The 14,478-nt window shown below is 58.9% G+C and carries 13 protein-coding genes and 1 tRNA gene; 10 read left to right on the top strand and 4 right to left on the bottom strand.

Features of this window, described 5'->3' with window-relative positions:
• Nucleotides 1-29: 29 nt before the first annotated feature.
• The 3 genes from rpmA to ASG47_RS08735 all read right to left on the bottom strand — a co-directional run bounded on the left by rpmA (nt 30) and on the right by ASG47_RS08735 (nt 1,872).
• The gene (rpmA, locus tag ASG47_RS08745) at nt 30-296 is read right to left on the bottom strand and encodes a 50S ribosomal protein L27 (RefSeq protein ID WP_061908351.1); all 267 of its coding nucleotides are present in this window, start codon (nt 294-296) and stop codon (nt 30-32) included.
• Between the two features lie 14 nt (nt 297-310).
• Nucleotides 311-847 carry a 50S ribosomal protein L21 gene (gene rplU, locus ASG47_RS08740; protein WP_061908350.1) on the bottom strand — a complete coding sequence of 179 codons (537 nt, stop codon included), beginning with the start codon at nt 845-847 and terminating at the stop codon, nt 311-313.
• Between the two features lie 245 nt (nt 848-1,092).
• A complete protein-coding gene (locus ASG47_RS08735) occupies nt 1,093-1,872 on the bottom strand; it encodes an MBL fold metallo-hydrolase (RefSeq protein WP_061908349.1) in 780 nt (259 codons plus the stop codon).
• A gap of 210 nt (nt 1,873-2,082) precedes the next feature.
• Between ASG47_RS08735 and ASG47_RS08730 the strand changes: the two genes are divergently transcribed.
• The 3 genes from ASG47_RS08730 (at nt 2,083) to ASG47_RS08720 (ending at nt 4,579) form a co-directional block, all read left to right on the top strand.
• A tRNA-Ser gene (locus ASG47_RS08730) sits at nt 2,083-2,172 on the top strand.
• A gap of 86 nt (nt 2,173-2,258) precedes the next feature.
• Entirely contained in the window at nt 2,259-3,866 is a 1,608-nt protein-coding gene (locus ASG47_RS08725; protein ID WP_061908348.1) for a DUF6538 domain-containing protein, read from the top strand.
• Complete coding sequence (locus ASG47_RS08720; protein WP_061908347.1) at nt 3,863-4,579, top strand: hypothetical protein; 717 nt, start codon at nt 3,863-3,865, stop codon at nt 4,577-4,579. Before ASG47_RS08725 ends, ASG47_RS08720 begins: the two co-directional genes overlap by 4 nt.
• Nucleotides 4,580-4,798: 219 nt before the next feature.
• On the opposite strand, the gene ASG47_RS08715 is transcribed toward ASG47_RS08720, so the two are convergent.
• A complete protein-coding gene (locus ASG47_RS08715) occupies nt 4,799-5,062 on the bottom strand; it encodes a helix-turn-helix domain-containing protein (RefSeq protein ID WP_061908346.1) in 264 nt (87 codons plus the stop codon).
• A 255-nt stretch (nt 5,063-5,317) separates the two neighbouring features.
• Between ASG47_RS08715 and ASG47_RS20850 the strand changes: the two genes are divergently transcribed.
• The 7 genes from ASG47_RS20850 to ASG47_RS08680 all read left to right on the top strand — a co-directional run bounded on the left by ASG47_RS20850 (nt 5,318) and on the right by ASG47_RS08680 (nt 14,425).
• Nucleotides 5,318-5,932 (top strand): hypothetical protein, encoded by a 615-nt coding sequence (locus ASG47_RS20850; RefSeq protein WP_061908345.1) that lies wholly within the window; start codon nt 5,318-5,320, stop codon nt 5,930-5,932.
• Between the two features lie 53 nt (nt 5,933-5,985).
• Entirely contained in the window at nt 5,986-7,887 is a 1,902-nt protein-coding gene (locus ASG47_RS08705) for an AAA family ATPase (RefSeq protein ID WP_061908344.1), read from the top strand.
• A complete protein-coding gene (locus ASG47_RS08700; protein ID WP_061908343.1) occupies nt 7,877-8,107 on the top strand; it encodes a hypothetical protein in 231 nt (76 codons plus the stop codon). The genes ASG47_RS08705 and ASG47_RS08700 overlap by 11 nt, the downstream gene beginning before the upstream one ends.
• A gap of 50 nt (nt 8,108-8,157) precedes the next feature.
• Nucleotides 8,158-8,463 carry a hypothetical protein gene (locus ASG47_RS08695; protein ID WP_061908342.1) on the top strand — a complete coding sequence of 102 codons (306 nt, stop codon included), beginning with the start codon at nt 8,158-8,160 and terminating at the stop codon, nt 8,461-8,463.
• A complete protein-coding gene (locus ASG47_RS08690) occupies nt 8,460-9,374 on the top strand; it encodes a hypothetical protein (RefSeq protein ID WP_061908341.1) in 915 nt (304 codons plus the stop codon). Before ASG47_RS08695 ends, ASG47_RS08690 begins: the two co-directional genes overlap by 4 nt.
• Nucleotides 9,375-9,704: 330 nt before the next feature.
• A complete protein-coding gene (locus ASG47_RS08685) occupies nt 9,705-10,958 on the top strand; it encodes a metallophosphoesterase family protein (protein ID WP_061908340.1) in 1,254 nt (417 codons plus the stop codon).
• Nucleotides 10,955-14,425, top strand: a complete 3,471-nt coding sequence (locus ASG47_RS08680) for an ATP-binding protein (RefSeq protein ID WP_061908339.1) — start codon at nt 10,955-10,957, stop codon at nt 14,423-14,425. The genes ASG47_RS08685 and ASG47_RS08680 overlap by 4 nt, the downstream gene beginning before the upstream one ends.
• Nucleotides 14,426-14,478 lie beyond the last annotated feature (53 nt).

Genomic DNA, 14,478 nt, shown 5'->3' with positions numbered 1-14,478 from the left:
TCACCGGCGGGTTGGTCAGGCCTGCCGGATTATTCGGCGGCCTCTGCCGGGAGGACAGACACGTGTACTTTATTGTTCGCGCGGGTGCGGAACGCCACGGTGCCATCGACCAGAGCAAAGATCGTGTGATCCTTGCCGAGGCCGACACCGGTGCCGACAGCCCACTTGGTGCCGCGTTGACGGATGATGATGTTGCCGGCGATGACAGCTTCGCCACCGAACTTCTTCACGCCGAGACGACGGCCAGCGGTATCACGACCGTTGCGGGATGAACCGCCTGCTTTCTTATGTGCCATGGTCTAGCTTCCTCTTATTCCTGATCGGCCTTGGGAGCGGCCTTCTTGGCCGGGGCCTTCTTCGGCTTGTCAGCCGTTTCGCCTTCAGCGGCAGCGGCCTTCTTGGGCGCAGCCTTCTTCGGAGCGGCCTTGGCTTCGGTTGCGTCCGTGGCATCAGCCTTGGGAGCCGACTTCTTGGCCGGGGCCTTTTCGGTCACGGAGTCAGTCGTGTCGGCCTTGGCAGCAGCCTGGATCGTTGGCTTGGCGCCGCCGGTCAGGATTTCCGTGATGCGCACGGTGGTCAGCAGCTGGCGGTGACCGTTGCGGCGACGCGAATTGTGGCGGCGACGCTTCTTGAAGATGATGACGGTCTTCTGCTTACGGGTCTCGACCAGCTCGGCAGCAACGAGTGCGCCTTCCACCAGCGGAGCACCAATCACGTCGCCAACCATGAGGACTTCGTCAAAGGTGACGATGTCGCCGGCTTCGGCGTCGAGCTTTTCGATCTTGATGACGTCATTGGCAGCAACCTTGTACTGCTTGCCGCCCGTCTTGATGACTGCAAAAGTCATATGCACAACCGAGCGTTTTTGACGCCCGGTCCCTTTTCTGTCGCGCCCTGCGGCACCGCGGCTTTCATGCCAGCTTTTTCGCGGTTTTTACGGGTGTAGGCCAAGATTTTGGCCGGCAGCCTCGAGCAGCGTTTTCAAACAAAACCAGCGCACAGGTGGGACCGGTGCGCGTGGGATCGAGGGCTTATCGTGAAAAAGGCCGGAAGAGTCAAGCGCCGTATGGGATTGAACGGCGCTTGGAGGGTTCAGCCTTGCCCGTTGGGATACCAGTTGCGGAGGCGCACTTCGGTGTGGTCGCCGACGCCGGTTTCGAGCGGGGAGAGATCGCTCTCGCCATAGTGGTAGGGGTAAACGATGCCCGGCTTGAAGGTGTTGATCGCCTCGACGGCCTGGTCGGGGGTCATGGTGTAGGGCAGGTTCATCGGGAGGAAGGCGACGTCGATGGCCTTGAGGGCCAGCATTTCCTCGGTCGGCTCGGTGTCGCCGGCGATGTAGACCTGCTTGTCGCCGAGGGTCAGAACGTAGCCGTTGCCGACGCCGACGGGGTGGTAGTTCATGCGGTCGGCAGTGGTGTTGTGCGCGGCGATGGCCTTGAGTTTGATGCCATCGAGTTCGCCATCTTCGCCATTAGCGATGGATTTGGCATTGGCTTTGAGGGCTTCGGGCAGCTTGTCGAACACATCCTGATTGGTGAGGAGCGGCACCGAGCCGGCGATGGCTTCGAGCGTCGGCACGTCAAAATGGTCGCCATGACCATGGGTGATGAGAACGGCGGTTGGCTTGGGCAGGGCTTCATAAAGGGCCGCGCCGCCGACGGGATCGACATAGATGACCTTGCCACCCCATTCGAGGACGAGACTGGCATGTTCGACCGGGTGAATGATCAGGTCGCCTTCGCTGGTGGCGATGGTTTCAGGCATGGTTTGATCCTGGGCTGAGGCAAAGGTGGGGGCCAGGAGATTGGCGGCAAGTCCGGCCATTGGCAAGCTGGCGAGACCGGCAACCACAGAGCGGCGCGTGAACATCGGGTTCTCTCTCAAATGTGACACTATTTGACGGAACCTCAACGTGATAGCGCGCGATAAGATCGGGCAGCACGAGATTGTTATCAGGCAAGGATCCGCGCGTTTCTGTGCGTGCACTCAACAAGGGGTGTTGCAGCCCGGCGCGGCCTATGCCATAAGCCGCCCCGTATCGACCGGCCGGGAGTTTAAACACTCCCTTTTCGATCTCGCGGAGAGATGGCAGAGCGGTTGAATGCACCGCACTCGAAATGCGGCATGGGGGCAACTCCATCGGGGGTTCGAATCCCTCTCTCTCCGCCACTTCCGCCTGAAAGCCGCGGAAACGCTAGAAAGCCTGGAAATCAAGGACCTTCTGAGCCGCCTTTGGTACAAAGGAGTGGTACAAAGTGGTCTTGGCCGCAGCGCGTCCTTCGGTGCATCCGCGCACTGGAATCTATCAGTTTCGAAAGGTCGTCCCTGAGCGCCTTCGCGCCTTGATCGGCAAGCGCGAGGTCAAGATCTCGCTCGGCACGAAGGACCCTGCGACCGCGCGCCGGCTGCATGCCGAAGTCGCCGCCCGGGTGGACGCGGACTGGGCCGAGCGCGAGCTGGCAGCCGCCATGGGACAGACGCCGCCCAAGACCCTTTCTGTGCAGGAAATCGAAGCACTGGCCGGCCGGCTCTATCATTCCCACATGTCCAGATATGGCGACGATCCGGTCGATCGCGACTACTGGCTCGGAAAGTTGGGCCAGGCCCAAGCGGTCCTGATGCCTGCCAGCGAACCATCCCGGAGACCGTTTGGTGCGAGCTTCGCCTTCACGCCGCCGAGCATGGCCGCGCGCCTTGTTGGCGGACGGGTGAGCGAGATGCTGGATTTGCTCGAGCTGCGGATCGACCAGCAGTCGCTTTCGCGGCTGCACATGGCCGCCACGAGAGCACTGGCACAAGCCTATCGCGAGCTGGCCAAGCGGGCGAGCGGGGACTTGAGTCCGGATCCCGATGCTGGGCGCTTTCCGGCTTTGGCCAACATGGAAAAAGGCCGGGCCGCGCTCACGCCGGTCCCATGGCGCGAGGTGCATCAAGCCTATTTGGCGGACGTGAAGCCGGCGGCATCGAGCATCAAGCGTCAGACCGGGGTCCTGGTGGCCTTCTTCAGCTTCCTTGGCCATGACGACATGAGACTTGTCAGCGAAGCCGACGCCGAACGCTGGATCGAGCACCGGCTGACCCTGGTGTCCCCACGGACTGTCCGTGACGCCGACATGGCTCATCCAAAGACGCTGTTCATCTGGGCCAAGCGAAAAAAGCGCGTCGGCCACCAGCCGTTCGAGAACGCCAAGGTCACGGTGCCTGACGAGGCTATCCTTCGAGATCGCGAATTTGATCAGGACGAGGCTGAGCGCATCCTTGCCGCGACCCGACTGCCGCGCACGAAGAACCTTACCGACGAAGGGCTGGCAGCGCGGCGGTGGATTCCCTGGATCCTCTGCTACACCGGGGCGCGTGTGAACGAGGTGTCCCAGGCTCGGGCGGAGGATGTGCAGGAACGCAAGTCGCGAAACGGCGAGAAGGTCTGGTGCATCAGGCTGACACCGGAGGCAGGGACGATCAAGAACGGCAAGGCAAGATGGGTGGCTCTGCATCCTGATCTTCTTGATCAAGGGTTCATTGACTACGTTAAGGCGCGCGAGGGTCGGCATCTCTTCTATGACCCCAGTCGCCGTCGCGACGGCTCGGACGCCAATCCTCAGTACAAGAAGGTGGGCGAGAGCCTCGCGCACTGGGTACGGAACACCGTTGGCATCACCGACACCGGCGTCGATCCCAATCATGGCTGGCGCCATCTCTTCCGCTCCAGCCTCCTTGCTGCTGGCATTCAGGAACAGATCATCGACCGCATCGACGGCCATGCGAGCAAGACCGTGGGCCAGAGCTACGGCACGGCCTGGCCGGAAGTCATGCTCGCCGCGATCTCGAAGATCCCGGCATATCGCGTAGAGGAATTGAAATGAGAGGAAAGCCTCACGAGGGCGTAGATAGTTGGGACATCCGGGCGTTCGATTTCACCTTCGAGATCGGCCGTTGGCGGCGCTTCTTTCCGGAGGCACGTTCCGAGCTCTACGTGTTGGATCGACAATTGGACAGGCTGTTCCAAGGTGCAGCACGCATCGATGTCAAACAGGCAATCGAGCGGTACCTTGCTATTGAGGAATATCACTATGATCCTCAAGGCGCGGCAAAACTGCTGTCTTGGGCCGAGGGCCAGGGCATCGTAGAGCGCAGCTGCGAAGGCGAAACCTTTTCCTGGCGCCGTATCCGGCAAGGGGTGACCTTTATTCCCCGTGTCACCCTATCAGCGGATGTTCGCACAGCCGAACCCCTTTTGAAGGGTCTTTCAATCGACGCTCTGGCATCTAGGGAGTCCAGCTATCGCGCGCGCAAGCTGAAACAGGCCTCGGATTTGCAGATCCGTTTCATGGAGATCTATATCGAGCACCAGGGAAAGAACTGTCGCTTGGCCGCCAGCGCATTCGAACCCGAAGGCAGACAGATCGAATTCGGCTGGCAGTTGCTCGAAGAGCTTGAAGGCTTCGTGCGTCACCTTCCCCTTTATCGACTGATTCAGATCAACCACGTCATCGATGCGTTCTCGCCCGTGTCACTTCCGGAAGAGCACGAGGACATCCCATTTTCACCATCAGAACTCGACGACCTTATTCTTTGACGGGTGAGAGGGCGCCGGGGCGGGCCGTTCGATCCAACAACGCATCGATCCCGCAATGATCCGAAACAAAGAAGCGCGGAAAGAGGCTTCCTAATTATTTTCAGTCTGATATTAAGTCATTGAGGGTCTATCCACCCTCCACTCCCGACGACCTAGCCCAGCAGTTGTCCACTGCTGGGCTTTTTCGTCAGCTGCCATCAGCGCCGATTGTGCGGGGCGCTACTGAAGAGCCGGCGTGAACAGCACGCCGACGGTGCTACCCGAAGTGACGAACGTAATTCCAGCGGCCTCAAAAACTGCGACCAGTTCCTTCAGTGTCCTGTCCCCGGCATTGCCCTTGCCAGTTTCAATTCTGTTGAGCGTGTTCTTTCCCACGCCCATGTGCTCCGCGGCTTCGACCAGCGTCCAGCCCAGCAATGCCCGGGCTGCACGTATCTGATCCGAAGTGACCTGCGTGTGGTCTGCCCGCGCGAAAGAATCCATGGCCGGTATTGTCCTGCGTGGCCCCCAAGGGCGCAAGTCCGGGTCATCCAACTTCGAGGGTTTGTGCTAGGGGAAACTGATGAGTAGCAAACCGCTCGTTAACCATACATAGCATCTATGGTGACGATATCCCCATATGGGGCTTTTATCACCATAGAAATCCGCTATGTTAGGTTCATCCAGACGATGGGATTTTTCCCAAGGCCTGGTTGCCGAGGCTCAACGCGCCCGAACAAGACGAAAGGTTAAACCACGATGCTCGCAACCCATGCATGGGCGGCGGATGCTTTTTTGCGTCCGGATGCGCTCCAGGATCAGCGCTCCAGCTGGCGTTACAGTGCCCTTCTCACGGCGGTGAATAACTTGCTCTATGCGACCCCGGATGTGGTCGCCCTGGGCGACGATCCTCTTGTTCAGCAGATGATGAGCGCCGTTGGTTTCGATGAGCGCAGCTACGTCGCGAAGCGATTTGCGTCCGCGGGCAGCAAGATCACCGGCATCGCCTTGATCGACACCGTCTGGAAGGACGCTGAACTGCGCCATTTGGCGCTTGAAGTAAAGCGGCAGGCATCTGCCGAGCGGACGCGGTGTCTTTTGCTCCCGCAATCGTCTTTGACAAGGGGCGTGCGTGGCATGGTTGCGAATGCGATCAGCTTGGGTCGTAAGGCTACCTATTCGGGCAAAGAGATCGACGTGGTTCTGCAGCACCTGCGCTCAGCGCGCATCAGCACGTTGCACGAATGCGCTTTTGCCCTTGGGGGCCATCGCGATCCTTTTGGGGCAGTGCTGGCGATGGGCGCCTCGGGGCTCATCGATATCGACCGCAGCAAGCCGATCACCACTTCGACGTGGGTCACCTCCAACATCTGACAACCAGATCGATGAACGTCATGACCGAACAAGCCCTACGAACGAGGATCAGAATGACCATCAAGGCGAACGACCGCCACGACGAGGAAACGTCTGACGAGCCCAACGAGGCATGTCCCGAAACGGCAATCACACTCTTGCCACGTCTGGCTCTGGAGCAAGCGGCGGGACTGGACGCCATTGCGAAGATCAAGCATGGGGGCGTCCAGTGCATCGTGGTAAAAGTTCCCGACGGCTCCTGGGTCGATCCAGTCGCGCGGCATCTACGAAGCTTCACTACCTTCTCTGGAAAGATTACCGCGCGCGAGAAAGTAAAGCGCAGGGAAGACGACCGGACATCGGAAATCTCGGTTCAGCTTGCCTGCGGGGCCAAGGTATTCGGGGTGTCCCAAGACCCGAAAGAGATGCTGCCATCGATCATGCTCGCATCCCATGACCTATGGGTAGAAATCGCCCAGCCCAGTGCGGAAATCCTGGAAATGGTCATTGAGACAATCACTGGCGAGGGCGTCGACCTTTCCGACCTCAGCTTCGATGACGTCAGCTTTGACGAGTTCGCGACCTCTTTGCGCCTCGGATCAACTGGCCAAGATTGTGCTGACCGGTTGAAGGCGATTGTCGACCGCAAGCAGACCGAGAAGCGCCGTCCGATCCCCGCTGTGCCTGTGCAGGACTTGATCGGCTATGGGCCTGCGAAGGAATGGGCAACGAATCTCATCCAGGATCTGTCGGCGTGGCGCCGCGGGGAAACGGATTTCGATGCACTTGAATCGCGGATCGTGCTCGGAGGTCCTCCCGGTACAGGCAAGACAAGCTTCGCTCGTTCAGTTGCCCAATCAGCTGGAATCCCGCTTTTTGATACCAGCGCAGCTGCCTGGTTCTTGAATAGCTCCGGGAATCTGGATGGCGTCATCAAGCAGATGGATTCCGTCTTCGCTGCAGCGCGGGCCGAAGCCCCCGCCTGCATCCTGATCGATGAAATCGACAGTGTTCCCGATCGTTCAACCCTTTCCAATCGAGGGCGGGATTGGTGGCTGCCGGTCATCGCCCACCTGCTCACCTTGCTGGACGGCGCCACCGAGGCAAATCGCAACCTAATCATCATCGGCGCCACGAATTACCCTGAGCGCCTGGACGAAGCTCTGATCCGACCCGGGCGATTGTCTCGGGTGGTCCAGATCGGGTTTCCTTCCACGGAAGAGGTGGAACTCATCCTCCGCCAGCACCTAAAAGATGACCTGCAGAACACGGATCTCGGTCTCTTCGCGACCATGATGGCCAACGCCACTGGGGCAATGGTTGCGGATGCGGTCAAGCGGGCAAGAGCCTTGGCACGACGTAGTGGATCCAGGATGACATCGGACGACCTGATGTCGATCGTGGCCCCTCCGGAAGATCGCCCTTTGCAAATGCTCCGGCGCATCGCGACGCACGAAGCGGGTCACGCGGTCATCACCCATGTCATCGGGTCCGGCGTCCTTCGTTCCGTTTCGCTCATCCAGTCGGGTGCGGCAGGAGGACAGGTCACCTTCGAGCAGCATGACATCGTCGCCACACGAGATCAGATCGAAAAACGCGTGGTTACGCTCCTTGCCGGTCGTTCGGCCGAGAAGATCTTGTTGGGCAGCATTGGCACCGGCAGCGGAGGCCACCCCGACAGCGATCTTGGGCGAGCGACCACTTTGATCGCCTCGTTGCAGGCCTCTCAGGGGTTGGGAGACACCCTCGCATTTCGTGGCGAGCCAGAAGAAATGGGAATGCTGCTTCGGATGAACGGGTCGCTCTTCGCATCCGTCGAAGCAGATCTGAAGGAACTGCACGAACGCACTGATGCCGTTGTGGTTCAAAATGCCGAGCTGATTACGGCTGTCGCGGACGCCTTGCTCGAGAAGCGCTTTCTCAAGCGGGAGGAATTTCTCGACGTCATCAAGCAGGAGATGCGCCATGGTGGATGATCTCGTTATCCGGGTGATCACAGCGCTCGTTCGGGTCCATGAAGACCTTGGTCCAGAGGCCTTTGAGACCGCCGCCACGCGCTCACTGCTCGTGATTGCTCAGCTCAGGGTTGAGGATGCGATTGCCTCTTGCTCGACCAGACACGATGCTGAGGTGATCCAGTTGTTCCCACGCGCGACGGTTCGTGATCGCGCAAGCGCTATGGACGAGCCGGCCTAGCGCGTCACCCGCCCCAAAGATCAAAAAACACTTTCTAATGGAGCTTCAGGATGGACCTGACCTTCAATAGCGATTTCGTGCGACGACATTCGGAACTCGTGCATACCCTTTCGGGCGATCTCCGGCGACTTGAAAGCCGGGCTGCTCCGTCCTTCGAGGATCGCATCGGCGCTCCTCTCATCACGGACTGGGAGATCACCTACCGCCTCGAGCTTGCTCTTACGGGACAGGTGGAAGGCCGTCCCGGCCTTTGTGGTGGACCAGTGACGACCTCGACTCTCTTCTTCCTGGATGAGCAACTGGGATGCGCCCGCACCCTCAATCGTTTCTATCTTTTGGGGAAGCGGCGAGCATGAACAAGATCGGTACAACCCTTTCGACGCACCTTTTTGATGGCGATCGAGATGGTCCCCGAGTGATCGAGTGCCGGACATCGGTGCTGCGGGTCCACGCGGCACCATGGACGCGATTAGACGACCTCATGGTTGCCGGACTGCCGGCTACTCCGGGCTTCTATCTCCTCACCACGAGATCCAAGACGGACAATAGGCTATGCGTTCGCCCTGGTGAGGCCGGGGATGTGCGTCGCCGCCTCCTCGAGCACAAGGCCGATGCCTCTAAGCATCACTTCGAGGAGGTTTTCTGCGTAACGGCGGTCGATCTGAGACTGACCAAGGACGACGTGAAATATGCGGAGTCCCGACTGCACGAAATGGTGGCCGCATCGACACACGCAGTGCTTGAGGTCAATCAAATCCCACCGCTCTATTCTCGTCAGCTCGGAGAAAAAGCCGCTTTGGAGGGGCTGATCGAACAGTCGCGGGACCTTCTATATGTTGCTGGCTGTCGAGCATTGGACGCTTATCGAACCCAAAGCCCGCAGGTTACCGACGAGCGCGAAGATCCAGATGTGGAGATCGTGGATTTCACCGGAGCCCAGGACGATCATTACCTCAGCTACGATGGGATAAGCGCTTGGGGATACCTTTTGGCGGATGGCAGTTTCGTCGTCAGAGCAGGCTCGGACATGCGGATGCGCGAGAACCAGGCACTGCTGCCCCCAATCGCAATGCGCCGTCGCAAGCTTACGCAATTAGGTGTGCTCGCTGACATGCCTGGCCTTCAGGACCGCTGGCGTCTTCTTGCCAACGTTCGCTTCCCGTCACCTCTGCTGGCCGCCAAGGTCATAACCGGCGCGCACATTTCCAACAAAGGCGTATGGCAGCGCCTTGCCCCATCCACTCGCATCCTGGAGCTCAGCCTTTGAGTCAGCACGATCTTGTGGCCCATGAGCCATCAACGAGTCTCGATGCGCTGATCGGCATCGATGCCATCGCAAAGTATATGGGGATGTCCCACAAGCAGGCTGCTGCGCACATCTGGCGTGGTCACCTGCCGACATTCCGTGTCGGCAAGATCGTCTGCATGCGACGATCCACACTGGCGGAGTGGATCAGAAGACAAGAGACACAGGCTCCTAGTCCTTAGTAGCCAGCTTCTCGACCCCTTGAAAGTTTGACGTGTTAGTTCTTGCCGCACGCTAGCCGCTAGCCGACAGACTGATACACTCTTCGAAACCGCTGACTTGGAGGACTTCTTGGCTTTTCGCTTCGTCCACACCGCCGATATCCATCTCGACTCCCCTCTGCGGTCTCTTGCTCTTCGCAACCCTGAGCTCGCTGAAGTGGTAGGCGATGCCAGCCGAAAGGCGCTCATCGCGATCGTTGACCTTTGCCTCTCTGAACGCGTCGACGCCCTGATCATCGCAGGCGACCTTTACGACGGCGACCAGACATCCATGAAGACGGCCCGGTTCCTCGCCACGCAGATGTCGCGCCTGCATGAAGCGGGGATCAAAGTCTTGAAGGTTCGTGGCAACCACGACGCCTTGTCGCGCATAAGCAAGCAATTGGTTTTCCCCGACAGCGTCACAATTTTCGGTGGACGTGCGTCCGCAGTGATCCTTCGTGCGCCAGGGAACGACGTCGCGTTTCACGGCTTGAGCTTCTCTCAGACGAGAGCCCCCGAAAGTCTGCTGTCCAAATATGCTGGGCCCAGCGATGGCATGGTGAACGTCGGCATCATGCACACCAGCCTCGCCGGCGCACCCGGTCATGACGTTTATGCTCCTTGCAATGTTGCGGACCTTCACGGACATGGTTTCGACTACTGGGCATTGGGCCATATCCATTCACGCACAATTCACGCAGGAAGCCGAAAGGTCGTGATGCCCGGCATGCCCCAAGGCCGGGACATCAATGAGAGCGGCCAGAAGTCGGTATCGCTGGTAACGGTCCGAGACGATCGCAGCATCGAAATCGAAGAACGTGCCACCAGCATCGCACAATTCGAACGCCTGGACGTCAATATCAGCGGCGCAATCGAATGGCATGACGTAGTCCATGCCATTCGATCTGCGCTGGAAGAGTTGCGAAGCTCGATCTTCTCGCCGCACCTAGTCGTTCGCCTGAAGCTGGTCGGGAACACATCGCTCGCTTGGCAGATAATAAGAGATCAGGATCTTCTGCTCGCCGAAGCCGAACAGATCGGTGAACGAACTGGCTCTGTTTGGCTAGAGAAACTCGACATCGATGTCCGGACGCTTGAGGAGTTCGTCGATGGTGCGGATCCGGTGCAAGAGCTCGCGCAGACCATGCGATCGAACGCTCGGTCGGAGGCTTTTCGCGAGCAAGCACGCGCATTGATCCACCGACTCGTCGATGAATTGCCGCCGGAAGTGAGGGACTTCGCTGGAAAGGATGAGAGCGAGGCGAACGACTTCCTTGAGCGAGCGCTTTCTGAAGGAACCGATCTCGTCACGGCGCGTCTGCGGGAAAGAGACCTACAATGAGGCTACGCCGACTTGATCTAACTCGATATGGGAAGTTCACCGATAGGACCATTGATTTCGGACCGGCGCCGACTTCGGGCGCGGACCTGCACATCATTTTCGGCTTGAACGAGGCCGGTAAATCAACAGCGTTGTCCGGATATCTCGACTTGCTGTTCGGTATCGAAGAGCGAAGTCGCTACAATTTCCTTCATGAATACGCCAGCATGCGGGTAGGCGGCGTGTTGGAAGCCGACGGTCTGGAACGCTCCTTTCTGCGGACCAAGCAGCGTAGCAATTCTTTGTTTGATGCCGACAATCAGCCAGTTGCCGAAGTCGCACTCTCCGCTCACCTCGCAGGCCTGTCGCGTGACAGCTACGGCCATATGTTTTCGCTGGACGACGAGACCCTGGAAGACGGTGGAAAGGCCATCCTTGAGTCCAAAGGCGACCTAGGCAAGCTGCTGTTCACCGCCAGCGCTGGCCTGTCAGGCGCTAGCGAAACGCTCCAATCGCTCGAGGTGGAGGCCGATAGTATCTATCGCAAACATGCCCAGGGAACTGCACTAGCGGTATTGAAGAAGCGGTTGGCGGAACTCAAAGCCGAACGCGATGCCATCGACACGCAGGGGTCCAAGTACGAGTCCCTCGAGGCAGAGCGTATTGAGGCGACGGAGAAATACGACCAGGCGCTGGCGGAACACGCTGTGATGGTCGCGCGTCGAGAAGCAATTCTAAAGCTGCTGCGCGCGTTGCCAATGTTGGCGGACCATCGTCGCAAGGCAGAGATCCTGTCGACCATGCCTACTCTGCCGACTCCGCCGAAGACTTGGACGGGTTCTGTCGCGGAAATGCTGGTTCAGGAAGCCGACATCGCCGCGCGTCTGGCAGCCAATACTGCCGAACTGGAAAGGCTTCGTGATCGCCTATCGGATCTTGTGGGCGACGACCTGATCATCACGGTATCCGAGCGCATCAATGCCTTGGGCGATCGAAAAGCTCGACACGTCGCCGCCGGGCTAGACTTGCCAGCCCGTCGGTCAGAGCTGAAAATTCTCGATGAAGCCGTCGCGGTCAATTTGGCCGCACTGGGCCGGACAGGTCATCAAGATCCTCGAGGCCTCCTCATTCCGGCCGCAACGATGGGGGTGGTACGCGGTCTATTCGAGCAGCGAACCAGTCTGAGCGCGGCGATAAGTTCTGCACGCGACGAGTTGGCTTTGGCCGCAGTGGCGCTCGAAGCGGCGAAGGAGCGCGTTGCTGAGGAACGGGCAGTGCCAGCCGCAAGCAGGGCTCGTTTGGAAGCATTGCGGTCAAAGATCGCGCAGAGTGGGCTTGCTCAGGAAAGGCGTCAGACGATCAAGCGTTTGGAAGATTGCACGCTTGAGTGGCAAACTTCATCGATGCGGTTGCGGCCGTGGACCGGTGACGGCGAGTCTTTGGCTAGTAGCGCGGTACCGAACAAGCAACAGATAAGCAGCTGGCGCAATTCATCGGCAGACCTTCGGTCTAGGAGGACCGTTCTCGCGGATCAAATCTCAAGCCATGACGCGACGATTCGCGAATTGCTGGGACGTCGAGAAGCGTTCGATGCCAATGGGAAAATCCCAGATGACGCGGAAGCGTTGCGGGTGCGCGTCGCGCGTGACACGGCATGGAAAGCGCACCGGCAAGATCTGCTCCCGCAATCAGCAGATGTCTTTGCAGAAACTCTGCGCGAAGACGATGCGGTTTCAGCCGCTCGTTCGCAAAACGCGCGAGCTTTGGAAGAGCGACGTGCAACTCTGGCTTCGCTCGCAGTCGCTGAAAGCTCCAAGGCATCTGTCAAAAGGGAACTGGATGCCATCGACGAGGAACAGGGCGCGATTGTTCGCGCTATGCGCCAATCGACCTCGTTGGGGAGGTTGTCACTGGATCTGGTGGATCCTGAACATCTGTTGTCCGCGATTGAAGAAATCGTAGTAGCGCGTGAAGAGTCCCTTGATGCCTTCACGCGAGCGGGGGCCGCGAAAAGCTCCCTCACTCGCGTTGAGGGCGAAATTGTGCAGTTTCGTTCCGACATCATCGAGGCGTTGGCCCGCGTCGGACTTACGGCCGACACCTCCGGCAGCCTCGAAGAAGTAGTCGCACTCGCCGAAACTTTCTTGACCAGACAGGCGAAGTTGGATGCCGAACATACAGAGGCGTTGCGCACTCTTGCTGAGCGGGAGGAAGAACTCGCTGCCAGGAAGCGGGCTGTCGATACGGCCATGCGCCGCGAGGAAGAATGGGTCGAAGCGATTACCAACGCCTTGGCGGCAACGTGGCTTCAGCGAGGTCTTCCAGCAGCAGCGATCGGCGGAGTGCTCGACCAGCTCGACCTCTTAGCTCAGGCTCTTGTAGACCGTGATGCCATGGGTCTACGGATCGAGAAGATGGAAGCCGATCAACAGCTATTCAGGAATGAGGTCGTGGCCATTGCCGAAGCATGCGCTCATCCCCTCGATCTCGATGCCCCCGAACAAATGGCAGCAGCACTGGTCCGGCGATTGGAACTGGCAGAAAGAGCACGTGCGAATAGGGATGGCGTGAGCGGGGACATCGAGGCTGCGATGATAGCACGTGATGTTCTGCTAGCTGAAGAGAAAGCCTTCATATCGGCCAGAACCGAGGTTCTTCGTGCATTCGCAGCCGATAATCTGATGCAGGTAGCGGAGCAGGAAGAGCTCCTCAAGGACAGGGATCGAGTACGGAAAGATATATCCGACCTAGAGATCAGACTGACCGCTGAACTTGCCGTTAGATCTTTGGACGAAGCTGCCGACACGCTCGATGGCTTGGACGAGGATGCTGTTCTTTTGGAGAAGGTGCAGCTTGAGCAACGACTTGAGAATAGCACGGATGCCCTCAAGGAGCACCTCGTCCGGCAAACGCGTGCCATCGATAAACTTGACGCCATCGGCAGCGACAGCGCCGTCGCCCGACTGGATGCTCAACGGCGGACAGTTGTCCTTGAAATGGAAGAGGCAGCAGCACGATATGTCCGCCTGCGTCTGGGAATTCTTTCGGCGAGCCATGCTCTTCGAACTTATCGGGATCAGCATCGATCGGCGATGATGGACAAGGCGTCTCAGGCCTTCTCACTCATGACGAGAGGTCATTACTCGGGCCTCGCGACGCAACCGTCGAAGAATGGCGAGGTCTTGATCGCCATTCAGAAGGATGGTCCGTCCAAGGTTGCGGACGCTCTGAGCAAGGGCGCCAGGTTTCAACTGTACCTCGCTCTGAGGCTCGCTGGATACTACGAGTTTGCCCAGGCGCGCGCACCGGTCCCATTTATCGCAGATGACATCATGGAGACGTTCGATCATGTCCGCTCCGAGGAGGTCTTTCGGCTCTTCGGTGAGATGGCAACGGTTGGGCAGGTCATCTATCTCACGCATCACCGGCATCTTTGTGAAATCGCTCAAGCTGTGGTGCCAGAGGTTCGCGTACATGAACTTGCGTGAGCGCATTGGCGCTCTCAGAGCAAGCCGGATTTGCTCAAAGAAATTAGATCAGA

It is taken from the genome of Devosia sp. Leaf420 (assembly GCF_001425445.1).
Lineage (GTDB): Bacteria > Pseudomonadota > Alphaproteobacteria > Rhizobiales > Devosiaceae > Devosia.
Note: the sequence above shows the minus strand (reverse complement) of the source record. Positions and strands in the feature narration are given on the sequence as shown.